We start from the raw sequence: 23,040 nt of genomic DNA, 5'->3' as shown, positions 1-23,040 counted from the left end.
TCTGCATAGTCCATTCCATCAACTGGATTTGGAGTTGCATAATGGCAAGGGCTGTTCGCTTTCACAGTCACGGCGGTCCCGAAGTGTTGCGCATCGAAGATGTCGAGGTTCCGCCGCCGGGCCCCGGCGAGGTGCGGATCAGCGTCAAGGCGCTGGGCTTGAACCGCGCTGAAGCCTCGATGCGCAGGGGCAGCTATATCGAGACGCCGGTGCTGCCGTCAGGCCTCGGCCTCGAGGCGGCGGGCACGGTCGAGGCGGTGGGCGACGGCGTCGAAGGCTTCGCGCCGGGCGATGCGGTCAGCATCATCCCGCCACGCTCGATGGCGCGCTGGCCGGCCTATCGCACGCTCGCCACCTTTCCGGCCGAGCTCGTCGTCAAGCATCCGCCGTCGCTCGGCTTCGAAGCCGCCGCCGCGACCTGGATGCAATACCTCACCGCCTATGGCGCGCTGGTCGACATTGCCCGTCTCGGCCGTGGCGAGCCTGTCGTCATCACCGCCGCGTCGAGCAGCGTCGGGCTGGCCGCTATTCAGATCGCCAACAGAATTGGCGCCGTGCCGATTGCCGTCACCCGCACATCTGCCAAGAAGGAAGCTCTGCGTGATGCCGGCGCCGCCGATGTCGTCGCCTTGCACGAAGAGGATCTCGAAACGCGGCTGAGGGAGATCGCCCCGCCGGGTGTGCGCGTCGTCCTGGACGCCGTCGGCGGTCCGATCTTCACGCCGTTGACAGCCGCGATGTCACGCGGCGGCATTCTTCTCGAATATGGCGGCCTGAGCCCCGAGCCGACGCCGTTTCCGCTGTTCGATGTGCTGGCCAAGACGCTGACGCTGCGCGGCTATCTCGTCCACGAAATCACCGGCGATCCGATCCGGCTGGAAGCTGCCAAGCGCTTCATCCTCGACGGCCTCGCATCAGGCGCGCTGCAGCCCGCGATCGCCAGGACCTTTCCGTTCGACAAAATTGTCGAGGCGCACCGCTTCCTCGAATCCGGCGAGCAGTTCGGCAAGATCGTCGTGACGGTTTGAAGCCCGAACGAAGGCGAGGGCGCGTTATCGGGAGCGGCGCCGGTCCTTCGTCCTTCGCGGAGCTTGCGGTGAGGATGGCTCGCGAGACGGTCGAGTTTGTAGTCTTGCCTTCGAGCGTCGCGTGAGCGAACGAGCTACGTCCTACTCAATTTGATGTATGCCCTCCCGTAAGGACAGCCTTTCAAGCATATGCTAATAGAGGCATTGGTGGGAGGATGCCATGCCGTCCTTGAGGTGGGCTGCTATTGTCGCCCTGGCCGCGACACTCAACAATGCGACACCGACAATGGCTGCCGAAGCGGTGGGCCAGGCAGTCGTGATCAAGACTGCCGTTACCGGCGCAACCGGACCGCTGGAAGTCAAGTCGCCCGTTCATCGGGACGAACGTATCAGCACATCCAATTCCGGGCTTGGCCAATTCGTGTTCCTGGATGGTACCAAGCTGGCGGTGGGTTGGGGTTCTTCCGTCGTCATCGACAAGTACATCTTCAACGATGATAATTCCGTGAAGAAGCTTACCATCCGCGCCGCCAAGGGAACGTTTCGCTGGATAAGCGGAAGCTCGCCTTCGTCCGCCTACCAGATCGTGACGCCTGCAGGCACGATAGGCGTGCGGGGAACAGCATTCGATATCCACATCGCGCCCAACGGCAAAACCGCCGTCGTGCTCCTGAAGGGGCAGGCCCGATTCTGCAGCGGCGGCGGATGCAGGGAACTGAAGCGGCGCTGCGATTGCGTGGTCGCGTCACCATCGGGCGCAATGACCGACGTCATCAAGGTCAATCGATCCGTGCTCACCACACTCGGCACCTCGCGGGCATTGCCGTTTCTGACCGGCAATCAGCAGCTTTCGGGAGGCTTCGCCACAAGCGGCGGAAATTGCGGGATGGCGGCCGCCATTCAGCAGGAGCACACGGCGCGGCCGCAGCAACGCAACTCACCGGCACCGCCCAGTCCGGGCACGCCCAATCCGCCGAGCCCGCCGCCGAAGGGCGACGTTGATGACGGCAACAACGGGCATGGAAATGATCCGGGCAAGCACGATCCCAGCAATCCCGGAAAATCCTACGGTCCTGGCAGGAAGGGATAGGGCAAGGGCGGCGGCAACGGCAAGAGCAACGGATAGCCGTTCTTTTCTCGGCGTGTCTGGTAATCGGTCGGGCTAACGCGCTTCTACGTCGGGGTGGACGAAATCGTCGCCCCTTGAACAGCAGCGAGTCCGGCGGTCGACCGCCTTGTATGAATGCAGGTCAGGAACCGGAGCCGAATTGTTGCTCCGCATAGCCGGCATTCGCTTCCACCGCTGCTCCCGCCCGTTTGGCGACAAAATCATCCGCTCTGCGCGATATCCGGCCATAGAAGTCCTGCAAGCCTACCGGCAGGCTCGCGGCCTTGGCTTTGGCCGCCGCGACGATCTTTCGGCTGCGTGGCGAGCGCGAATGCAACGCCTCGACGAGCTTGCCGTGGAGAAGCCGCAATGCCGCAAAATCCGGCGACGACGCTACATTTTCATCGCCGACGACGGCATTGATTCTCGTCCTCGCGCTCTTTCCCTTGAGCTCCAGCGATCCCGCGTCGAGCAAGGCCCAGCCTGGCAGCGATCGTACTGTGTCGTCGGACGCTAGGATGTCGAAACTCACCGTCTTGCACGCTGTCTCGATACGCGCAGCGATGTTCACCGCATCGCCAACGGCCGAATAGTTGAATCGCGACTCCGCACCCATGTTTCCGACGCAGGCGACGCCGGTATGGATTCCGATACCGATGCGAACCGTCTGTCCGGTCCCGAATCCGAATGCATCGCTTTCGTTAAGGCGAGCAATTGTCTCGCGCATGGCCAATGCCGCGCGAACGGCCTTGGCGGGATGGTCGGTGACATCGACCGGGGCATTCCAAAAGGCCATGATCGAATCGCCGATGAACTTGTCGAGTGTGCCTTCGTTGGCGGTGACGTGACGGCTGAGCGCGTCGAGAAGCGTGTTCAGAAACCGCACGACGGCGGTGGGCGGCAGTCTTTCGCTGATCTCGGTGAAGTTTCGCACATCGACGAACATCACGGTCAGCTCGCGGTCGTCTCCGCCAAGACGCAGCGCGTTGCGCGTGTGCTCGATGCGGTAGAGAAGCGACGGCGACAAATATTGGCCGAAGGCCCGCCGGATCGCCCGCCGCTCCCGGTCAGTCACCAGGAAGCGGAAAGAGGTTGTCGCAAAATGCGTGATCGTGCCCATGACGATCGGCGCAAACGGGTCGAACAGCAGTCCCGCAAGCGAAAAGGCAAGCCATGATGCGACGAGCGCCAGGCCCGTGATCGCCAGGCCGCAGGCGAGCGCAATCGCGGGGCTTACGAAAATCGTGAGGATCACCAGAAGGATGCCGAGCATCGCGATCGACGCGATTTCCAGCCCGTTTGCCCAGTCGGGCCGCGACAGGTAGTGGCCGGACAGTACCTGTTCCACCATCTGCGCGTGGAGCGAGACGCCCGGCACGTTCTCACCGAGCGCCGTGACACGAATGTCCTGCAGCCCAGGGGCGGAAGTACCGACAAACACGATGCTGCCCTCGATCGCGGCCCTTGTTTCGGGCGAGACGCCGCCGGGTGCGAGCACGTCCTTAACCGAAACATACCGTTCCGCCCTGTCGGGACTGACATAGAGCCAGAGTTCGCCGGCCGAGGTCACCGGGATAACGAAGTCGCCGATCTTGACGGAGGTCATTATGCCCTGCCGGTCCGGCGCGCCGGCAATGACGTAGGTGGAGGCACCCTGCGCCACCCTCATGGCTTCGAGGGCAAGACCCGGATAAAGCTGCTGGCCATCAGTCAGAAAGAGTGGAGCTGTCCTCACCACCGCGGTCGATCTGCCCGGATTGAGGCTGATATGTCCGATGCCGGCGGCATTGGCCTCAAGCTGCGGCCGCAGCGGTGTGGCTACCCTGATATGGGGAGGAGCATCGACCGGGCTCTCGCCCGTAAAGGCGATGCCAGCCTTCATTCGCGGCCGATAGTTCCCTTCGTTGGAGATGCCGTAACCCAGGACAACTGGCTTGCCGTCGATCGACCGGGCGAAGATATCGTCGTTGTCGGGCAGGCGGTCGAGCAGGGCAGGATCGATGCCTGGCACGTCGCGGACAACAGTGCGGGGCGACAGACGATCGGGCTCGGAGAAAAGGATGTCGAATGCGATGGCTGCCGCACCAAGCTCCGTCAGTTTCTCGACCAGAGTCGCCATGCGGTCCCTGGGCCACGGCCACTGCCCGAACTGCTGTAGTGAGGCCTCGTCGATGTCGATCACGCGCACGGGCATCGACTCGAAGCGGCGCGGTGCCAGCCTCTGATATTGGTCGAACGTCGCTTCGCGGGCCAGTTTCAACGGCTGCGGGTCGCGCGCCCGGACAATGGTAAGCGCCGCTACCAGCGACAAGCCCAGGATGACGCCGGCCAACTGAGCGCGTGTCATGACTTCTGCACCAGTTGCTGTGCCGCTTGTCCTTCCAGCATGGTCCCGCCCCGGGAAGTTGCTTTCGCGCCTCAGGGCTAGGCTGCATCGTTCCTGGCTAATGTGCAATCGCCAACCTTACCGCCCAACAGAATCCGGCGATCAGCCCGGCAAGTTCATCTTGACGGCATGAGGCCCCAAAAGAAAGACGAGGCGCGTTGTCGGGAGCCGCGCCGCTCGTTCGTCATTTGGGTGGAAAGCGCAGAAACTGGATGGCCGGAAGGTCGTCGCAATCATGCGTGTCACACTCGCCAACCATGCACCCGGAGCCCGCCGATGACCCTCACCATCACCGCCTTTGAACGCTCGCCCGACGGCGGCAGGGGACAGGCACGCGACATGCGTGTGCGCTGGGCACTTGAGGAAGCTGGCCAGCCTTACGAAGTCCGCCTCGTTTCGTTTGAAGAGATGAAGCAACCCGCCCATCTCGCGGTTCATCCATTCGGGCAGATCCCCACCTTTGAGGAGGGCGGGCTCGCTCTATTCGAGTCTGGCGCCATCGTCTTGCATATCGCAGAACACTACGCCGGTTTGCTGCCGGACGATGCGAACGCCCGGGCGCGGGCGATCAGCTGGATGTTCTGCGCGGTCAATACGGTGGAGCCGCCGATTATCGACCTGCAAGTGGCGCTCTTTCAGGAGGGCAATGAGAGCTGGCACGAGCAGCGTCTGCCCATGGTCCATGATCGCATCCGCGACAGGCTGCGCCAACTCTCGGCTCGTCTTGGCGATAACGATTGGCTCGACCACGACTTCAGCGCCGGGGACGTTATGATGGTGACGGTGCTGCGCAGGTTGAACAGGTCGGGCCTGCTGGACGAGTTTCCGAACCTCGCAGCCTATGTCGCCCGCGGCGAAGCGCGCCCCGCCTTCAAACGCGCTTTCGATGCTCAGTTGGCGGTTGCCACGGCTGCATCACGATCGATCTAGGAGCGACATCCACGCCTTCGCGCATCGCTATGCCGCGCTCGCTATCTTGAGAGCGGCAACTCATTCCGAGAGCTGCTCCGGCATCGCTTGTTCCTTCGGAAGTGGTAGCTCGGCCGCTCTGCACGCCGCGGGCAACGGATCATCCGCAAAAATTTAAAACGTTTGCAATTCTGCAAAAGGCGATTACAAACGTTTCAACATCGCGTTCGGGGAGGAACGATTGTCGGCCCGTGTAACCACGCTGAAGGAGCTTGCCTCCAGCCTCGGCCTGTCGATCACGACAGTGTCACGGGCGCTTGCCGGCCATCAGCAGATCGCGCTGAAGACACGCGAACGCGTCGCCCAGGCGGCGCGCCAGGCTGGCTATGTGCCCAACACTGCGGCGCGCACGCTGGTTTCCGGCCGCAGTGGTTTCGTTGGCCTGGTGCTGCCGATCCGCGGCCCCAATCTGGTCGATTCCTTCCTCGGCGAGTTCATCACCGGGCTCGGCGAGGGGCTGGTGGCGCATGGCGCCGACCTCATCCTCGCCACGGCAGCGCAGGACCAGGCCGAGCTGGCGGTATTGCGCCATGTCGTCGAATCCGGCCGGGCCGACGGCGTCGTCATCACCCGTATCGCCGAGGTCGACGAACGCCTCGCCTATCTGCGCCGGCGCGGCTTTCCCTTCGTTGCCCACGGCCGGCTGCTCGACAGCGACTTTGCTTACAACTGGCTCGACACCGACGGCGCCCATGCCTTCGGCGAGGCCTTCGACATGCTCTACGATCTCGGCCACCGCCATTTCGGCCTGGTGACGATTTCCGAGCCGATGACGTTCCGGCATTTGCGGCAGGACGGTCTCGCCGCGGCGATCGCCCGTCGCGGCGACCCTTCGGTGCGGCTCGACGTGGCGACCGCCCCGCGCTTCGATCGCGGCGCCCGCATCCAGGCCGTCAACCGCATGCTGCAGGCGCCCAATCGGCCGACTGCGGTTATCGCCCTGTTCGACGAACTGGCGCTGACGGTGATGGAGGAGGCGTCACGCGCCGGTCTCAGCGTGCCGCGTGACCTCTCCATCATCGGCTTCGACAATGTCGTCGCCTCGGCCTATGCGCCGCCCGGCCTCACCACCTTCGACGCCTCGATCCGCCAGTGCGCGCGCGAGATCGCCGACATGCTGCTCACCGTCATCGCCGACAGGCCGGCGGAGCCGCTGACCCGGCTGATCCGGCCGACGCTGGTGCCGAGGGCGAGCCATGGACCCGCGCCGCGGGCAAGAAACTGACGCCGGCGTGACGGCGCATATCCAGGGAGGAAGAGCATGATCAACGCATTGAGGAAACTGGCGGGCGCGGCGCTGGCGCTGGCGCTGGCCGCTGGGGGCGCCCACGCCCAGCAGGTGCTGTTCTGGTCGACGCAGGCGCGGCCGGTCGAGGAGACGCAGAAGATGCGCGACCAGGTGCTGAAGGGGTTCGACGGCCCGGTCGACTATCAGGTCGCCGAGGACGGCCCCTGGCTCACCCGCCTGCAGGCCGAATTGCAGGCCGGCTCCGGCGCCATCGGCCTGCTCGGCGGCCTGCATGGCGACTTCTCCACCGTCGGCGCCAGCCTTGTCGATCTCTCCGCCGTCGACGTCGGAGGGGTCAAGGTCAACGAGGCCTACAAGAAGCTCGGCATGCTCGGCACCGGCGAACAGAAATACATGCCTTGGATGCAGGCGACCTTCCTGATGGCCGCCAACAAGCAGGCGCTGCAATATCTGCCGCCGGGTGTCGATCTCAACACCATCACCTACGACCAGCTCATCGAATGGTCGAAGACGATCGCCGAAAAGACCGGCTCGCCGAAATTCGGCTTGCCGGCCGGTCCGAAGGGGCTGAAGCACCGCTTCTTCGAAGGTTTTCTCTATCCGTCCTACACCGGCTCGATGGTGACCAAGTTCCGTTCACCGGAGGCCGAGACCGCCTGGAACAAGTTCAAGGAGCTGTGGCAGTACACCAATCCGAACTCGACCAACTACGCCTTCATGCAGGAGCCGCTGCTGTCGGGTGAGGTCTGGGTCGCCTTCGACCACGTCGCGCGCCTCGCCGGCGCCTTCAACCAGAAGCCCGACGATTTCGTCGCCTTCCCGGCGCCGGCCGGTCCCGCCGGCCGTGGCTTCATGCCGGTGGTGGCCGGCGTCGCCATCCCCAAGACCTCGCCCGATGTCGGCAAGGCCAAGGCGCTGGTCGCCTATATGCTGAAGCCGGAAACGCAGATCGCGACGCTGAAGGCGACCAATTTCTTTCCCGTCGTCGACGTCAAGCTGCCCGACGACGTGCCGGCCTCGGTGAAGGCCTTCGCGCCGGTGATCGCCGCCATGACGGGCGCGCCCGATGCGCTGCCGGCGCTGCCGCCGATGGGGCTCGGCGATCTCGGCGGCAAGTTCAACCAGGTTTACAGCGACAGCTTCGAGCGCATCGTGCTCGGCGGCGAGGACGTGCATGGCGTGCTGGAAGAGCAGGCAGCGGTGCTCAAGGCGATCATCGACCAGGCCAAGGCGCCGTGCTGGGCGCCGGACAAGCCGTCAGAGGGCGCCTGCCCGGTCGAATAGGATCCTCCCGAGGGGGCGCCCGGAGTTTGTTGCGCTCCGGGCGCCCAGACCAGCAAACAAGGACGCTACGATGAACGGCAAGGCTCTGCCCTATCTGCTGCTGATGCCGGCAACTTTGTTCCTAGGCGTCTTCTTCCTCTATCCGTTCGTGCTCGTCGCTTTCGAAGCGGTGACCCGCGACGGCGCCTTCACGCTCGACAATTTCCGCACCATGGCTGGTAGCTGGAAGTTTCCGGCCACCGTACGCAACACGTTGCTGCTTGCCGCCATCGTCGTGCCGATCCAGCTCGCCATGGCGCTCTTGATGGCAAGCATCGTGTCGCGGCTGGAGACCGGGCGCAGCGGCGCACTTTATATCTTTGCCATTCCGCTCGGCATTTCCGACCTTGCCGCCGGCCTTATCTGGCTCGCCATCTTCGACCAGTCCGGTTTCCTCAACACGCTGCTCTCCAGCCTTGGCATCGTCGACCGGCCGGTCATGTTCCTTGGCTACCAGAGCAAGCTCACCATCTTCATTGCCGTCGCTTTGGCCGAGATCTGGCGCGCTACGGCGATCATGATGGTCATTCTCGTCGCCGGCATGGGGCTGATCCCCAGGGAATATTACGAGGCCGCGGAGGTCTTCGGGGCCGGCCCGTGGAAGCGGTTCTTGCGCATCACCCTGCCGCTGCTCCGCCCCTCGCTGCAGACGGCGATCATCCTGCGCGTCATTCTCGCCTTCGAGGTCTTCGCCGTCGTCGCGGCCCTTGGCGGAACCAATCTGCCGGTGCTGATGGGCGAGACCTACAACTGGCAATTCACGCTGCAGGATCGCAACGTCGCCGCCGCCTCGGCGCTGCTCATCCTCGCCATCTCGATCGGGTTCACGCTGTTCTTCTTGAGAGTACTGCGCGTGCCCAAGGAGGCACGGATATGAAGGAGGCGCGCCTATGAGCGCCGTCGCCGAGGCGCCGGTCGCCGCCACCGCTGACACCCGCAAGGCCGGAGACTGGCTGCTCGTCGCCGCCGCTATCCTGCTCTGCGTCTGGGTGCTGCTGCCGATCTATCTCCTGATCGTCAACGCGCTGTCGTCGCCGGAAGAGGTCACTGCCTTTCCCAAGCGCTTCTTCCCGTCCTTCGATATCGGCAGCCTGTCCTTCTTCATCAACTTCGCCGGCGTTGCCAGTGCGCTGTGGAACTCGGTGCTCGTCGCCACACTGACGATGATCCTGTCCATCGGCTTCGGCGCGCCGGCCGGCTACGCGCTGTCGCGCTTCGATTTCCCGGGCAAGGGAACCTTCCGCTTCCTGGTGCTGATGACGCGCGCCTTCCCGCTGCCGCTCTTGGCGCTGCCGCTGGCGGTGATGTTCATCCGCACCGGCCTCGACGATACCGCGCTCGGCCTGGCGCTGGTGCATACCACGCTGGCGCTGCCCTTTGCCGTGCTGATCACCTTCTCGCTGTTCTCGGGCATCCCGGTCGAGTTGGAAGAGGCGGCCTGGACGCTCGGCTGCACCCGCTGGCAGGCCTTTCGCAAGGTCATCCTGCCGTTGGCCTTGCCCGGTATCGCCGCCTCGGCGGTGTTCGCCTTCACCATTTCCTGGAACGAGGTGTTCGCCGCCGCCGTGCTCACCATCGAGAACCGCACGCTGACCGCCTTCCTGCTGCAGAGCCTCGGCGAGTCGCCGCTCTACCTCAAATTCGCTGGCGGCGCGGCCCTGGTCGTGCCGGCGCTGATCTTCATCTTCGCCGTCCGGAAATATCTGTTCGCCATGTGGGGGATCGCCAACCGATGACGCGCGAGACGGAGAACGCTCATGGCTGAAATCGCCATCAAGGGAGTGGCCAAGCGCTTCGGCGGCTTCACCGCGCTGCATCAGGTCGACCTCAGCATCGCCGACCAGGAATTCATGGTGCTGCTCGGCGCCTCCGGCTGCGGCAAGACCACGCTGCTCAGGATCGTTGCCGGGCTGGAGACGCCCAGCCAGGGCGAAGTCTGGATCGGCGGTCGCCGCGTCGACCATCTGCCGCCGCGCGACCGCGGCATCGCCATGGTGTTCCAGAACTATGCCGTCTTCCCGCATCTGACCGTGTTCGAGAACATCGCCTTCGGCCTGCGCATGAAGAAGCTGCCGCAGCAAGAGGTCGAGCGGCGCGTCAACCGCACCGCCGAGCTGATGCATATCGAGCAGCTTCTGAAGCGCTATTCCGGCCAGCTGTCCGGCGGCCAGCGCCAGCGCGTCGCGGTTGCTCGCGCACTCGCCATGGAGCCGGACGTCATCCTGATGGACGAGCCGCTATCGAACCTCGACGCTCTTCTTCGATTGGAGATGCGCGCCGAACTCAAGGGCGTGCTTGCCGCATCGAAGACCACGACAATCTACGTCACCCATGACCAGGTCGAGGCGATGAGCCTTGCCGACCGCATCGCCGTCATGCATCAGGGCCGCATCGTCCAGGCGGCCTCACCTGTCGAGGTCTACCGCAATCCGGCCGCTCGTTTCGTCGGCTCCTTCATCGGCAACCCGCCGATGAACTTCCTGCCCGCGTCCAAAGCCGCGAACGGCAGCTGGAGCGTGGCCGGGCTGACGCTGCCCGGCCCGAAATCGGATCGACAGAAGATCGAATTCGCCATCCGCCCCGAGGACGTCGAGGCGGGCGACAAAGGACTGCAGGCCACAGTTCGCGTCATCGAGCCGCTCGGGCCGCACACGCTGGTCACTTGCGATGTCGAAGGCGGCCTGTTCCGCGCCGTGCTGGACTCCGGTGCCGCCGTTGCCGTCGGCGACCGCCTGCGGCTCGCCCCCAAGCCTGACCGCATCCGCTGGTTCGATCCCGAAACCACCAATGCCCTCTGAAAGACCTCGATCCGCCATGACCGCCTCTGCCGCCCAAGACATCATCGCCCGCGCCGTCGAGGTGCTGAAGGAAAACGACCACGGCGACTACACCATCCCGACGAAGGGGCTCTACCCGTTCCAGTGGAATTGGGATTCCTGCCTGACCGCGCTCGGTCTCGCTCACTATGACGAGGCGCGCGCCTGGACCGAGATCGAGACGCTGTTCGCGCATCAATGGCCCGACGGCATGGTGCCGCACATCGTCTTCCATGTCTGGAACGATGGCTACTTTCCTGGACCGGAGGTCTGGCGCACCGGCCGCCGGACCGCGACCTCCGGCATCACCCAACCCGCCGTCGCCGGCTTTGCCGTGCGCCGCCTGTTCGACCGCGCGAGCGACAGCAAGCTGGCGGCAGAGCGGGCTCGCAGGCTGCTGCCGAAGATCGACGCCTGGCACCGCTGGTTCTACGAGAACCGCGACCCCAAGAGGGAGGGGCTGGTTGCGATCATCCATCCCTGGGAGTCCGGCCGCGACAACTCCATCGACTGGGACGATGCCTTCGAGCGCGTGCCGACCGAAGGTGTCGAGCCCTACACGCGACGCGATATCCTGCACGCCGATCCGGCGCATCGACCGACCCAGGCGCAATACGACCGCTATCTCTGGCTGGTGCAGCATTTCCGCGGGCTCGGCTGGGACAATGCCAAGCTGCACGACGCCTCGCCGTTCCAGATTGTCGACCCTGGCTTCAACGCCATCCTGATCCGTGCCGCAGCCGATCTTGCCGATCTTGCCGAGGCACTGGGCGAGACCGGGATCGCCGCCGCCAACCGCGCCCGCGCCGAAAAGGGCATTGCCGCGATGGAGCGCCTGTGGAGCGAGGCGCAGGGCCAATATCTCGGCCTCGACCGCATCACCGGCAAGCTCGTCGACAGTGCCTCCGTCGGCGGCATCCTGCCGGCCTTCGCCGCCGTGCCGGAGGCGCGCGCCGCCGCGATCGCGGCAAGCGTCGAGCGCCTCGCCGGCAAGGCGCGCCACATCGTGCCCTCGCACGATCCTGGCGACCCGCGCTTCGACGCCAAGCGCTACTGGCGCGGCCCGGTCTGGCTGGTCGTCAACTATATGATCGCCGACGGCCTTCTCGCTGCCGGTCACACCGAGGTCGCCAACCGCATCACCCGCTCCAGCATCGATCTGATCACCGAAAGCGGCTTCGCCGAATATTACGACCCGCTCACTGGTGAACCGCTCGGCGGCGGCCGCTTCACCTGGACGGCGGCGATGGTCATCGAATTTTTGCGCGGAATGTAAGCGCGCGTTTATCGAGCCGGTAAACTTTGCGGCGGCGGGAGCTACACCAGCGCGCCGCAAACGGCTATCAATCGTCGCGACATCATGCTTCGGGAGACATGAGGGGGCGGCTTGCAGCTGGATTTGAAAACAATCGAGGCTTTAGCCCCCGACCAGGCCTCGCTTGGCGCCGCCGCCAAGCTGACCAAGCGCTCGAACTGGCCGCGTCTCGAGACGAATGAGCAACTGGGGCTGATCTGGGGCGAATGCCAGGGTTCCGGGTCGAATCCCTACCGGGTCATGTTCGACACCGGCGACCATGGCTACAAATGCACCTGTCCGTCGCGAAAATTCCCCTGCAAGCACATACTGGCGCTGATGTGGATCGGCGCCACGGCGCCGGCCAGCTTCGCGCTTGTCGACCAGACGCCGGACTGGGTGAACGACTGGCTTGGCCGGCGCCGCAAGCCGGGGCAGCCGCCGGCGCAAGCACCAGCACGCGCGGAAGGCAAAAGCATCGACGAGGCCTCGCGGCCCGAGCAGAACGCCCCGGTCGAGGACGCCGCGGCCGCCGAGCGCCGCGAGACGGCGCAGCGCAGGCGGGCTGAGGACACGCGAAGCGCGGTGTCGGCCGCGCTCGACGAGCTCGACCAGTGGATCGCCGACCAACTGCGGCTTGGCCTTGCCGGATTTGTCGATGCCTGCAGCGAGCGCTGCCGCCGCATCGCGGCACGGCTCGTCGACCTCAAGGCGACCGCGCTTGCCGGGCGTATCGACGAGCTGCCGGCGCGGCTGATGGCGCTGCGCAGCGAAGAGCGGCCGGATGCCGCGATCCGCGAGCTCGGCAAGCTGGTGCTGCTTGCCAAGGCCTGGCGGGCCGCGCCCGACGATGCGGAGCTGAAGCGCCTCGTCTCGACATCGGAGACTCGCGACCAGATCCTCGCCAGTCCTGATGCCGTCCAGGTCGAGAGCGATTGGGAGGTGCTCGGAGAGAAGATCGAGACGCGCCGCGATAGTCTGGTCAGTCACGCCACATGGCTGCTCGATCTGAAAAGCTCCGCTCCGCGCTTTGCTGTCCTGCTCGATTTCTTCCCAGCCTCGGCAGGGCGGCGATCCGGCGCCTTCGCGCCGGGAGACCGCTTCAGGGCGAGGCTGGTGTTCTATCCGTCGCGCAATCCGCTGCGGGCACTGATCGCGGAGCGGCTGGGCGATGCGGCGCCTGGCGCGTGGCCAGCCTTCCCCGAGGGCACCGCCGGCGATCCGCTTGCCGCCTATACCGCCTTCCAGGACGGCGCGCCGTGGCTGTCCGATTGCCCCATCATCCTGCCGGCCGGCGCGATCGCGCTGGACGAGAAGGAAGGTGCTTGGTGGCAGGCGGCCGGCGATCCGCATGGCATCGCCCTGCCTGTCGCGGGCTCGGTCAGCCAGACTTTGCTCGGCCTCGACCTTGCGGCGACAGCGGCGCTCTGGAACGGCGCCAGGCTCGAGCTTCTGGCCTCGCAAAGCAGCATCGGGAGGCTCGATCTGTCATGAACGAGCTGGAGCAGGCAGGGCTGGCACGATTGCGCGACGGCTGGGTTTCGGGCGGCGCCGCATTCGAGCTGGCCCCCGCCGAATGGAAAGATGTTGCCGCTGCTGCCAGTCCCGACGAGCAGGAGCGGCGGCTCCTGGCCATCGCCGCGCAGGCGCTCGATGTCGCGCTCCGCCCGGCGGCGCCGAAAACCTTGAAACGGCGCCCGCCGCTGCCGGTGCTGGCCTTGCCAATGCTCCCCGAACGGCTGCGGCCGTTGCTGCGTGCCGCGTTGAAATATGCAACCGATGCGAGGCTCAAGACCCGTGTGGCCACGCTCGTCGCCAGCCGCGGCTTCGTGCTGCATCCGATGGATTGGATGCCTGCAGCGTCATATCAGGAAAGTCCGGAGGTCTACGCTCCCTGGATCGACTGGCAGGCCGGCGCGGAGGGCGAAAAACAGTCCCGGCGCGAGCATCTGACAGCAGAAACCTGGGATGATTTCTATCCCGCCGCGCGCCGTGCTGCTTTGGTCGACTTGCGGCGCACCATGCCCGCCCTGGCGCGGACCCTTATCGAGACGAAAGGGGCAAGCGAGTCTGCGGAGGTCAGGCTTGCGCTCATCGAACCCTTGCGCTTCGGCCTGGGGGCCGCTGACGTTCCGTTCCTGAAAAGCCTCTCCGCCGATCGTTCGGGCAAGGTGCGCGAAATGGCTGGCCGGCTCCTGGCAAGGTTGGGGGAGCACGGCAATCCGGCTGATGGCGGGTCGGAAGATCCGACAGCTGAGCTCGCCGCTTTCATCGAGGAAGGCAAGGCCGGCTTCATACGCCGCCGCACCACCTACGCACCGGTAAAACTCAAGTCGCCTGCGCAGCAAGCACGTCGCGCCGACCTGTTCGCATCCTGTTATTTCGGCGATCTCGTCGCCCGCTTCGGCAAGACAGAGGCCGATTTCATTGGCGCATGGCAGTTCGGCGTCGATGACAATGCCGATCTGTTTCTAGTTCGAATGGTCTCGGTGTCTGGCGGCGATGCTGCGGTGGCCTGTTTGGCAGATTTGCTTGTCGCCGCTGGCGGCAAGCTGGCGCTTCTCGTCCTCCAGCTCATGTTGCGTTTGGACAGCGGCAGGAAGCGTGTCCTGATCAGGCAGATCCTGAATGACGCGCAAAATCTGGCCGCGCTCAACCTGGTCGAAGGTGCGGAAGCAGGCTGGCTGGAATGGGGCGACCTCGCCAAAGGCAAGGCGCTTTCAGCGCTGCGGTCCGCCTTCTCGGGTGACAAGGACGTCATGAAACGAAGCGCCGAGCAACATCTCGAAACCATGGGTTTTCTGGCCAATCCTTTGACGGCGGAAAAATTGATTGGCGAGGTCGTCGCCGCCGGCCTGCCGCCCGCATCGCCATCGCTCGGCCTGCTGCGGCTCAACGCGGCGCTGGCCGGAAATCCACCCTGAGATAACAGCTGATCAATCCGGAGAAGATCGCATGAACGCAGCCATCCGCCTCCCGGCCGAGCAGGTCTATGCCGCTGAACTGCAGGCGCTCGCGCAGGGCGACGACCGGCAAAAGCCCGCCGGCTGGAGCCTGTCGCCAAAAGCAGTGCTCACCTATCTGATGGGCGGCAAGGCCAACGACGGCACGCTGATCACGCCGAAATATGTCGGCCGCCGGCAACTGATGGAAACCGCGGTCGCAACACTTGCGACCGACCGGGCGCTGCTGCTGCTCGGCGTTCCGGGAACGGCGAAATCCTGGGTCTCGGAACATCTCGCCGGCGCCATCATGGGAAACTCGACGCTCATCGTGCAATGCACCGCCGGCACCGACGAGAACCAGATCCGCTACGGCTGGAACTATGCCCAACTGCTGGCCAAGGGCCCGAGCCAGGAGGCGCTGGTGCCGACGCCGCTCTACCGCGCCATGCAGGACGGCAAGCTCTGCCGCTTGGAAGAGCTGACGCGCATGGGCTCGGACGTGCAGGACACGCTGATCACCGTGCTGTCGGAAAAGATGATGCCGGTGCCCGAGCTGAACACCTCGATCTACGCCCAGCGCGGCTTCAACATCATCGCCACTGCCAACAATCGCGACAAGGGCGTCAACGAGCTCTCCTCGGCGCTGAAGCGGCGTTTCAATGTTGTGGTGCTGCCGCTGCCGGAGGATATGGCGGAAGAGGTCTCCATCGTCTCCCGGCGCGTCGGCGAGATGGCCGGCGGGTTGGACCTGCCTGTGCCGAAAAATGTCAGCGAGGAGATCGCCCGTGTGCTCACCATCTTCCGCGAGCTGCGTTCCGGCGCGACCGCCGACGGCAAGGTGACGCTGAAGACGCCGTCGGGCTCGCTGTCCACCGCCGAGGCGATCGCCACGATGATCAGCGGCCTCAGCCAGGCCGCGTGGTTCGACGGTGGCAAGCTCCACGCCGAAGGGCTTGCGCCAAGCCTTGTCGGCGCCATCGTCAAGGACCCGGTCCAGGACAAGGTCGTGCTGCAGGAATATCTGGAGACGGTGCTGAAGAAGCGGCCGGACTATGCCGGCTATTACGCGGCGCTCAATGCGGCCATCTGAGCCATGACTGAGCGCGGCATCAGCTATTTCGGCATACGCCATCACGGGTCGGGCTCCGCCGAGAGCCTGGTCGAGGCGTTGCGGGAATTGCAGCCGGTCGCCGTGCTGATCGAGGGGCCGGCGGATGCTTCGCCGCTGCTGCCGCTGCTCGCCAGCCCTGAGATGAAGCCGCCGGTGGCGCTGCTTTGCTATCCGGAAGACGATCCCGCCGCGACGAGCTTCTGGCCCTTCGCCGAATTTTCGCCGGAGTATCAGGCGGCGCTTTGGGCTGTCGCCAACAAGGCGGCGCTGCGCTTCATGGACCTGCCGTCGGCCGCACGGCTGGCCGAGAAGGCGTCCGAAAATTCGACCGACATCGATGCCGTCGAAGCAGCGGCCACGGACGGGCAGGGCGAAGAGGCATCGCGGATCCATGATCCGATTGGCACCTTGGCGCACGCCGCCGGCTATGAGGACGGCGAAAGCTGGTGGTCGGACATCATCGAACAGAATCCCGAGCCCGGCCCGATCTTCGCGGCGATCGCCGACGCGATGACAACGTTGCGGGAGGATGAGACTTCGATCGGCAGGTTCGAGGCGATGCGCGAGGCGCATATGCGTCTCGAGATCGCCGCGGCGCGAAAGGAGTTCGACGGGCCGCTGGCCGTCGTCTGCGGCGCCTGGCACGTGCCGGCCCTACAAGCAGCGCATACGCAAAAGAGCGACCAGGCGCTGCTCAAGGGAATGGCCCGGCGCAAGACCATGATGACCTTCGCGCCATGGACGGGGCCGCGGCTGGCGCTGGGCTATGGCTATGGCGCCGGCGTCGTCGCGCCCGGCTGGTGCAAGCACCTGTGGCAGACGCGCGGGCAGGGTGACTCCTCCATCCTGTGGCTCGCGCGGATCGCTTCGGTTCTCAGAACGAAAGGCCACATGATCTCGACCGCCTCGCTGATCGAGGCCGAGCGTCTGGCGCGGGCGCTCGCCGCCATCCGCGAGCGGCCGAAGCCGGGCTTCGAGGAACTGCGCGATGCCTCGATTGCGGCGCTCTTCAACGGCGAGGCCCTGCTGTGGAAGATGGTCGAGGCGGAGTTGCTGCTTGGCGCCGATGTCGGCGAGATCCCGCCCGACACGCCGCTCGCGCCGCTGATCGACGACCTGCAGCGCAACCAGAAAGCAGCCCGGCTGAAGCCGGAAGCGCTCGAGCGGGAACTTTCCATCGACCTGCGCAGCGAGAGCGGGCTCTTCCGCTCGACGCTGCTTCACCGGCTGAACGTGCTCAGCGTGAACTGGGGCAGGTTGACGGACGTCGGTCGCAGCCGCGGCACGTTTCGCGAGCGCTGGATGCTGGCCTGGCAGCCCGAATATGCCGTCCGCCTGGTGGAGAACCTGATCTACGGACCGACCATCGAGAAGGCCGCCAACGGCCGCCTGGTCCAGATGATCGGCGTCGCGACGACGCTCGATGCTTTGGCCACGCTGGTCCAGAGCGCCATCACCGCCGCCCTGAGCGAGGCATCCGCGGCCGGTCTCGCTGCGCTTGAGGAAAAGGCGGCGCACAGCAGCGAATGCCTGGAGCTGCTGGCCTCGGTGCCGCCGCTTGCCGACATCATCCGCTACGGCGAAGCGCGCAAGACCGAGACGGAGCGGCTCGCCGACCTTCTGGAACGCCTGATCATTGAAGGTTCCATCGCGCTGCCCTACGCGGCGCGCGACCTCGACGCGCAGGCTGCCGCGGCGCTGACGGACGCCCTGCGCAAGGCCGACGCGGCGATAAAGCTGGTAGAAGCCGACGAGCATGTTCTGGAGGCATGGCGTGGTGGGCTGGCGGCCGTGCTCGATTCATCGCGCTCGACGGCGCTCGTGGCCGGCTGCGCGGCGCATCTGCTCTACGAGGCAGGGCGGCTCTCCGCCGAAGCCACGGCCGATCTGCTGGCGAAGCGCCTGTCGCCAGGAACGACTGTTCTCGATGCCGCCGCCTTCTTTGAAGGTTTCTTCAGCGGCGCCGGCCAGAGGCTGATCTATGACGAGGGCCTGCGCGCCGCCGTCGATGCGTGGCTGGCCTCGCTCGACGAGGAAGCCTTCGTCGCGCATCTGCCATTGCTGCGCCGGGTCTTTTCCAACCTCGACAGCATGGAGCGCCGGCGACTGATCGAGGCCGTGCTTGGCCGCCGGGCGAGTCTGCCTGCCGGACTGACGCCGGCACCCGATGGCGGCGAGGCCTGGCGCAGGCATTTTGGTCTCATCGGCAAGCTACTTGCAGGAGAGCCCAGCCATGGATGATGGAACGATCGGGCCGGATCTCGATCCGCCGGAGGGGACGCGTGAGCGCCGCTGGCGCCTGGCGATCGGTGCCGACGATCAGTCTTCTCCTGCGCTGTCGGCGGAGGACCGGCGCCTTTCGGCGGCGCTCGACGCACTCTACGGCGATGGCAGTGGCGAGGCCGGCGGCGATCCGCGCAAGCGCCGTGGCGGGCTCGGCCGCTCGGCGCCTCGCGTCGCGCAATGGATGGGCGATATCCGCTCGTTCTTTCCGGAGCAGGTCGTTCAGGTCGTGCAGAAGGACGCCTTCGAGCGGCTGAACCTGAAGCAGATGCTGATGGAGCCGGAATTCCTCAAGGCGATCGAGGCCGACGTCAATCTGGTCGCCGATCTGGTGTCTCTGCGCTCGGCGATGCCGGAAAAGACCAAGGACATCGCTCGTTCGATCATTTCCGACATCGTCGCCAAGCTGATGCAGCGTCTTGAGCAGAAGACTGCCGAGGCGATCCGCGGCGCGCTCGATAAGTCGCGGCGCACCAACCGGCCGCGGCAGCGCGACATCGATTGGCCACGCACCATCGCCGCGAACCTTCGCCACTATCAGCCGGACCACAAGACCGTCGTGCCGGAAAAGCTGGTCGGTTTCGTGCGCCGCCAGAGACGGCTGGTCGACCTCGACGAGGTGACGCTGTGCGTCGACCAGTCCGGGTCGATGGCAAGCTCGGTGATCTACGCCTCGATCTTCGCCGCCGTGATGGCATCGCTGCCGGTCGTGCGCACCAAGCTCGTCTGCTTCGACACGGCGATCGTCGACCTGACGGAAGAACTCAGCGACCCGGTGGAGGTGCTGTTCGGCGTCCAGCTCGGCGGCGGCACCGACATCAACCAGGCGGTCGCCTATTGCGCCGAGCGCATCGAGCGGCCGACCAAGGCGCATTTCGTGCTGATCACCGATCTCTACGAAGGCGGCAACGGCAGGGAGCTTCTGCAAAGGCTGGCAGCACTTGTCCGCTCGGGCGTCAATGTCATCGTGCTTCTGGCCCTCACCGACCAGGGGCGGCCCGGCTACGACCCTTCCATGGCCGGTTCGGTCGCGGCAATGGGTATCCCTGTCTTTGCCTGCACGCCGGACCATTTCCCCGACATGATGGCGGCGGCGCTGCGCCGCGAAGACATCGGCGCCTGGGCGGCGGGAGCGGATATCAAGCTCATCCGCGCCGATGCCGAAACGCCAAACGCGGCCGAGTAGGCCTGCCGATCGACACTCAGAACGGCTTCTCGCCAATCACCTCGAAGCGTTCGACCGAGCAGTGTTCGCCGACGAGCGCCAGCACGTCCGTCGAGGGCTCGACCGCGTCGGGCTGCGTCCACTGGATATTGAAGGAAAAAACGAAGCGGTTGCGGTCGGTGTCGTGCTCCATGCCGGCGAAGCGCGCGCTATAGCCGAGCGGCCGCACCATTTCCTGGAGGTCAGGCGGCGAGCTGTTCGGCCATGAGACCGAAAGGACCGCCTTGTGGTCGCGCGGGATCTTGAGGTCGACCCATTTGAGGGCCTGCAGTGTCACCAGGGTGAGCACCGTTGCGATCGCGCCGAGGCCGAACTGGCCGCCGCCGAAGGCCAGCCCGATCATCGTCATGATCCACATCGTCGCTGCGGTCGTGACGCCGGTGACGAGATCGCCGCGCCGCAGGATGGCGCCGCCGCCGATGAAGCCGACGCCGGTGAGCACGCCGAGCGCGAAGCGCATCACATCCATGCGCGCGAAGGAGTCCGGGCCCTTGCCGGTCACGTCGAGCAGCATGTTGGCCTGGACCATGGCAACGCAAGCCGCAAGGCCGACCAAAATGGTCGTGCGCAGCCCGGCGGAATGGCCGCGCGCCTCGCGGTTCAAGCCGATGAGGAAGCCTGCTAGCAGCGTCAGCAACAGCCGCGCGACGAGGTCCGGCCAGGTCGGATGAAGCGGCATGTCGCAGCAAAGCGGCTCAAACATCGTCCATCAGGGCGGCCCAGGCGCGCCCTCCGTTGCGTCTGGAACGTTCAACTAGGCTTGGCCACCGATGGTTCCGTGGCCCGCCCGTCCCTTCACGGGAGCGCGATGCTCAGCACCAAAGCCAGCAAGACGATGCCGACCAGCCCGGCAATGAAGATGATGCGGCGCGCACGCGTGCGCAGGATGATTTCGCCCTGTCGCGCGTCCCGTCCGGAAAAGACCCGGCCTTCCCTGTCGCGATCCTTGCTCATGGTCTGCCCCTTCCCTGAGGGTGGGCCTGGGAGGTGTCGGAACAGGAACCGATCCGCTGGCATGAAGTTCCGCCGAATGCGTTCTGGCGGCGCGGCGGGCGAGTAGACACCCGCGACCGGCATTCAGCCGGTCGCGGGAGATGATGGCTCAGAGCAATTCCAGGAAAAGTCTGAAAGCGGCTTTCCGTCCGGAATTGAGTCGAAAAACTAGCCGAATTTCGGATCGAGGCTGCCTGACTTGTAGCGCTTGGCCATGTCCGACAACGGGATCGGCTTGATCTTCGGCGCGTTGCCGGCGGTGCCGAACTGCTCGAAGCGCTCCTTGCAAAGCTTCTTCATCGCGGCCATGGCCGGCGTCAGATATTTGCGCGGGTCGAACTCGCTAGGGTTCTCGGTCAGCACCTTGCGGATCGCGCCGGTCAGCGCCATGCGGTTGTCGGTGTCGATATTGATCTTGCGCACGCCGTGCTTGATACCGCGCTGGATTTCCTCAACCGGCACGCCCCAGGTCGGCTTCATCTGGCCGCCATATTTGTTGATGATCTCCTGCAATTCCTCCGGCACCGAGGACGAGCCGTGCATGACCAGATGCATGTTGGGCAGGCGGCGGTGGATCTCCTCGATCACGTTCATCGCCAGCACCGCGCCGTCCGGCTTGCGCGAGAATTTATACGCGCCGTGGCTGGTGCCCATGGCGACCGCCAGCGCGTCGACATGCGTGTCGCGCACGAACTGCTCGGCCTGCACCGGGTCGGTGAGCAACTGGTCGTGGCTGATCGCGCCTTCGACGCCGTGGCCGTCTTCCTGCTCGCCGCCGCCGCTTTCCAGCGAGCCGAGCACGCCGATCTCGCCTTCCACCGAAACGCCGCCCCAATGCGCCATGTCGACGACGCGGCGCGTGATGCCGGAATTGTAGGCGTAGTCGGCCGGCGACTTGCCGTCCTCCTTCAGCGAGCCGTCCATCATCACCGAGGTGAAGCCGTACTGGATCGCGGTGACGCAGGTCGCTTCGTTGTTGCCATGGTCGAGATGCATGCAGACCGGGATGTCGGGGTGGATCTCGACCAGCGCGTCGATCAGCTTGGCCAGCACCACGTCATTGGCATAGGCGCGCGCGCCGCGGCTGGCCTGCAGGATGACCGGCGACTTGGTCTCCTCGGCCGCCTCCATGATGGCGAGCCCCTGTTCCATGTTGTTCATGTTGAAGGCCGGCACGCCATAGCCGTGTTCAGCGGCATGGTCGAGCAATTGTCTCAGTGTGATGCGAGCCACTCAATGGTCTCCTGTATTTGGTTGCAGGCGCGATTTACCAATGGTCAGGCTAGGCCCAACCAGTTGCTTCTGGCCGGATTTCCGATGGACCGCAACCACTCTCGTTGCGGTCCTGAAATCCAAATCGGTTTAGTTCTGGCGCATCGGTCGGGCTCAGGCGGCGATCCGCGCCCGCGCGACAAGAATCTCGACGCAGGCTTTCGCCGCTTCCTTGCCTTTCACCTGAAAATGCTCGTGGAAGAAGCGGTGGTGCTCGGCGCTATCGTGAAAATTGTGCGGCGTGAGCACGGCCGACAGCACCGGCACGCCGGTCGCAAGCTGCACCGTCATCATGCCGTCGATGACGGCGCTGGCGACGAAATCGTGCCGGTAGATGCCGCCATTGACCACAAAAGCGGTGCCGAGGATCGCGGCGTAACGGCCGGTCTCGGCGAGCGTCTTGGCGTGCAGCGGGATTTCATAGGCACCGGGTACGTCGAAGATGTCGACGGCAAAGCCGCCGAGTGCGGCAAGCTCCGCCTCGAAGGTCGTGACGCACTGGTCGACGATATCGGCGTGCCAGCGCGCCCGGATGACGGCGACACGGCGGACTTCGCTGCTTTTGGGGAAATGCTGATTCATGGGTCCTTCCTTCCGTTTCGAACCAGAATCAGGACGCACGACGCAAAAACCGGTCCGCGCGAGCGGACCGTCCTGCGTACGTTCTCTTCCATCCGGACTTTAACCGTCGGCTCCGGAATCGCACCGGATCTGCTGACCTTTCCGTTGCCGGAAAGCGCTCGCGGGCTTGAGGCACCATAGTGCTCTTACCGCCGGTGGGGACTTTCACCCCGCCCTGAGAACATTAACGCGGCTTGTATGGAAGGACGGGCCGCCGCTGTCAATCGGCAATGACGTCTCGGTCGTCATCCCAGGGCCGAGCATGGAGCGAAGCGACGCGCGCAGACCCAGGATCCTGTGTGTTGGTTCCGGTGTATGGTTGAAGTGGGAAGGAGACCGAGTGGATCCTGGTCGTCCTTTCGGACAGGCCGTGGCATGGCCCGGTCCCTTCCCACCGGTAAAACCATCAACCTGAAC

General features: G+C 65.2%; 19 protein-coding genes and 1 riboswitch. Of the genes, 14 read left to right on the top strand and 5 right to left on the bottom strand.

Translation table 11 applies throughout. The annotated features are described in order from the left end of the window. The first annotated feature begins 41 nt into the window (after positions 1-41). Together EN853_RS17995 and EN853_RS17990 are read left to right on the top strand one after the other, a co-directional pair. Positions 42-1,028 (top strand): zinc-dependent alcohol dehydrogenase family protein, encoded by a 987-nt coding sequence (locus EN853_RS17995; protein ID WP_127861042.1) that lies wholly within the window; start codon positions 42-44, stop codon positions 1,026-1,028. Positions 1,029-1,248: 220 nt separating this feature from the next. Next, complete coding sequence (locus EN853_RS17990; protein ID WP_127861043.1) at positions 1,249-2,118, top strand: FecR domain-containing protein; 870 nt, start codon at positions 1,249-1,251, stop codon at positions 2,116-2,118. 160 nt (positions 2,119-2,278) lie between these two features. Here the strand turns inward: EN853_RS17990 and EN853_RS17985 are convergent, their stop codons facing one another. Beyond that, positions 2,279-4,483: an adenylate/guanylate cyclase domain-containing protein gene (locus tag EN853_RS17985; protein ID WP_127861074.1), complete on the bottom strand. Its 2,205-nt coding sequence runs from the start codon at positions 4,481-4,483 to the stop codon at positions 2,279-2,281. A 315-nt stretch (positions 4,484-4,798) separates the two neighbouring features. On the opposite strand from EN853_RS17985, the gene EN853_RS17980 reads away from it, so the two are divergent. From EN853_RS17980 to EN853_RS17925, 12 genes are all read left to right on the top strand, one after another. Continuing rightward, entirely contained in the window at positions 4,799-5,452 is a 654-nt protein-coding gene (locus EN853_RS17980) for a glutathione S-transferase family protein (RefSeq protein ID WP_127861044.1), read from the top strand. Between the two features lie 220 nt (positions 5,453-5,672). After that, positions 5,673-6,716 (top strand): substrate-binding domain-containing protein, encoded by a 1,044-nt coding sequence (locus EN853_RS17975; RefSeq protein WP_127861045.1) that lies wholly within the window; start codon positions 5,673-5,675, stop codon positions 6,714-6,716. A gap of 36 nt (positions 6,717-6,752) precedes the next feature. After that, positions 6,753-8,024 carry an ABC transporter substrate-binding protein gene (locus EN853_RS17970; protein ID WP_127861046.1) on the top strand — a complete coding sequence of 424 codons (1,272 nt, stop codon included), beginning with the start codon at positions 6,753-6,755 and terminating at the stop codon, positions 8,022-8,024. Positions 8,025-8,094: 70 nt separating this feature from the next. Continuing rightward, a complete protein-coding gene (locus EN853_RS17965) occupies positions 8,095-8,940 on the top strand; it encodes a sugar ABC transporter permease (RefSeq protein ID WP_127861047.1) in 846 nt (281 codons plus the stop codon). A gap of 13 nt (positions 8,941-8,953) precedes the next feature. Then, positions 8,954-9,799: a carbohydrate ABC transporter permease gene (locus tag EN853_RS17960; RefSeq protein ID WP_127861048.1), complete on the top strand. Its 846-nt coding sequence runs from the start codon at positions 8,954-8,956 to the stop codon at positions 9,797-9,799. Positions 9,800-9,820: 21 nt separating this feature from the next. Beyond that, entirely contained in the window at positions 9,821-10,861 is a 1,041-nt protein-coding gene (locus EN853_RS17955; RefSeq protein ID WP_127861049.1) for an ABC transporter ATP-binding protein, read from the top strand. A 16-nt stretch (positions 10,862-10,877) separates the two neighbouring features. Continuing rightward, positions 10,878-12,155: a trehalase family glycosidase gene (locus EN853_RS17950; protein WP_127861050.1), complete on the top strand. Its 1,278-nt coding sequence runs from the start codon at positions 10,878-10,880 to the stop codon at positions 12,153-12,155. 123 nt (positions 12,156-12,278) lie between these two features. Beyond that, positions 12,279-13,667 (top strand): SWIM zinc finger family protein, encoded by a 1,389-nt coding sequence (locus tag EN853_RS17945; RefSeq protein WP_245517094.1) that lies wholly within the window; start codon positions 12,279-12,281, stop codon positions 13,665-13,667. Continuing rightward, a complete protein-coding gene (locus EN853_RS17940; protein WP_127861052.1) occupies positions 13,664-15,097 on the top strand; it encodes a DUF5691 domain-containing protein in 1,434 nt (477 codons plus the stop codon). Before EN853_RS17945 ends, EN853_RS17940 begins: the two co-directional genes overlap by 4 nt. Before the next feature lie 31 nt (positions 15,098-15,128). Beyond that, positions 15,129-16,208 (top strand): AAA family ATPase, encoded by a 1,080-nt coding sequence (locus EN853_RS17935; RefSeq protein ID WP_127861053.1) that lies wholly within the window; start codon positions 15,129-15,131, stop codon positions 16,206-16,208. Positions 16,209-16,211: 3 nt separating this feature from the next. Continuing rightward, the gene (locus tag EN853_RS17930; RefSeq protein ID WP_127861054.1) at positions 16,212-18,470 is read left to right on the top strand and encodes a DUF5682 family protein; all 2,259 of its coding nucleotides are present in this window, start codon (positions 16,212-16,214) and stop codon (positions 18,468-18,470) included. Beyond that, positions 18,463-19,698, top strand: a complete 1,236-nt coding sequence (locus tag EN853_RS17925) for a VWA domain-containing protein (protein WP_127861055.1) — start codon at positions 18,463-18,465, stop codon at positions 19,696-19,698. Before EN853_RS17930 ends, EN853_RS17925 begins: the two co-directional genes overlap by 8 nt. Before the next feature lie 16 nt (positions 19,699-19,714). On the opposite strand, the gene EN853_RS17920 is transcribed toward EN853_RS17925, so the two are convergent. The 4 genes from EN853_RS17920 to EN853_RS17905 all read right to left on the bottom strand — a co-directional run bounded on the left by EN853_RS17920 (position 19,715) and on the right by EN853_RS17905 (position 22,584). After that, positions 19,715-20,440, bottom strand: a complete 726-nt coding sequence (locus EN853_RS17920) for an MgtC/SapB family protein (protein ID WP_127861056.1) — start codon at positions 20,438-20,440, stop codon at positions 19,715-19,717. 92 nt (positions 20,441-20,532) lie between these two features. Beyond that, the gene (locus EN853_RS17915) at positions 20,533-20,691 is read right to left on the bottom strand and encodes a peptide ABC transporter permease (RefSeq protein ID WP_127861057.1); all 159 of its coding nucleotides are present in this window, start codon (positions 20,689-20,691) and stop codon (positions 20,533-20,535) included. A 207-nt stretch (positions 20,692-20,898) separates the two neighbouring features. Beyond that, on the bottom strand, positions 20,899-21,963 hold the full coding sequence (fba, locus tag EN853_RS17910; protein WP_059185845.1) for a class II fructose-bisphosphate aldolase: 1,065 nt from the start codon (positions 21,961-21,963) through the stop codon (positions 20,899-20,901). 153 nt (positions 21,964-22,116) lie between these two features. Next, positions 22,117-22,584 (bottom strand): 6,7-dimethyl-8-ribityllumazine synthase, encoded by a 468-nt coding sequence (locus EN853_RS17905; RefSeq protein ID WP_127861058.1) that lies wholly within the window; start codon positions 22,582-22,584, stop codon positions 22,117-22,119. A 76-nt stretch (positions 22,585-22,660) separates the two neighbouring features. After that, a riboswitch (FMN riboswitch) is annotated at positions 22,661-22,810 on the bottom strand. Positions 22,811-23,040 lie beyond the last annotated feature (230 nt).

Origin of the sequence: Mesorhizobium sp. M1C.F.Ca.ET.210.01.1.1 (genome assembly GCF_004791585.1) — a bacterium.
GTDB lineage: Bacteria > Pseudomonadota > Alphaproteobacteria > Rhizobiales > Rhizobiaceae > Mesorhizobium.
Note: the sequence above shows the minus strand (reverse complement) of the source record. Positions and strands in the feature narration are given on the sequence as shown.

Bases quoted from the DNA above. Each gene is read 5' to 3' on its own strand.
- EN853_RS17920 (WP_127861056.1), bottom strand. From the start codon at position 20,440: ATGTTTGAGCCGCTTTGCTGCGACATGCCGCTTCATCCGACCTGGCCG.
- EN853_RS17960 (WP_127861048.1), top strand. From the start codon at position 8,954: ATGAGCGCCGTCGCCGAGGCGCCGGTCGCCGCCACCGCTGACACCCGC.
- EN853_RS17935 (WP_127861053.1), top strand. From the start codon at position 15,129: ATGAACGCAGCCATCCGCCTCCCGGCCGAGCAGGTCTATGCCGCTGAA.
- EN853_RS17980 (WP_127861044.1), top strand. From the start codon at position 4,799: ATGACCCTCACCATCACCGCCTTTGAACGCTCGCCCGACGGCGGCAGG.
- EN853_RS17905 (WP_127861058.1), bottom strand. From the start codon at position 22,584: ATGAATCAGCATTTCCCCAAAAGCAGCGAAGTCCGCCGTGTCGCCGTC.
- EN853_RS17965 (WP_127861047.1), top strand. From the start codon at position 8,095: ATGAACGGCAAGGCTCTGCCCTATCTGCTGCTGATGCCGGCAACTTTG.
- EN853_RS17955 (WP_127861049.1), top strand. From the start codon at position 9,821: ATGGCTGAAATCGCCATCAAGGGAGTGGCCAAGCGCTTCGGCGGCTTC.
- EN853_RS17970 (WP_127861046.1), top strand. From the start codon at position 6,753: ATGATCAACGCATTGAGGAAACTGGCGGGCGCGGCGCTGGCGCTGGCG.
- EN853_RS17950 (WP_127861050.1), top strand. From the start codon at position 10,878: ATGACCGCCTCTGCCGCCCAAGACATCATCGCCCGCGCCGTCGAGGTG.
- EN853_RS17995 (WP_127861042.1), top strand. From the start codon at position 42: ATGGCAAGGGCTGTTCGCTTTCACAGTCACGGCGGTCCCGAAGTGTTG.
- EN853_RS17940 (WP_127861052.1), top strand. From the start codon at position 13,664: ATGAACGAGCTGGAGCAGGCAGGGCTGGCACGATTGCGCGACGGCTGG.
- EN853_RS17915 (WP_127861057.1), bottom strand. From the start codon at position 20,691: ATGAGCAAGGATCGCGACAGGGAAGGCCGGGTCTTTTCCGGACGGGAC.
- EN853_RS17925 (WP_127861055.1), top strand. From the start codon at position 18,463: ATGGATGATGGAACGATCGGGCCGGATCTCGATCCGCCGGAGGGGACG.
- EN853_RS17990 (WP_127861043.1), top strand. From the start codon at position 1,249: ATGCCGTCCTTGAGGTGGGCTGCTATTGTCGCCCTGGCCGCGACACTC.
- EN853_RS17985 (WP_127861074.1), bottom strand. From the start codon at position 4,483: ATGACACGCGCTCAGTTGGCCGGCGTCATCCTGGGCTTGTCGCTGGTA.
- EN853_RS17930 (WP_127861054.1), top strand. From the start codon at position 16,212: ATGACTGAGCGCGGCATCAGCTATTTCGGCATACGCCATCACGGGTCG.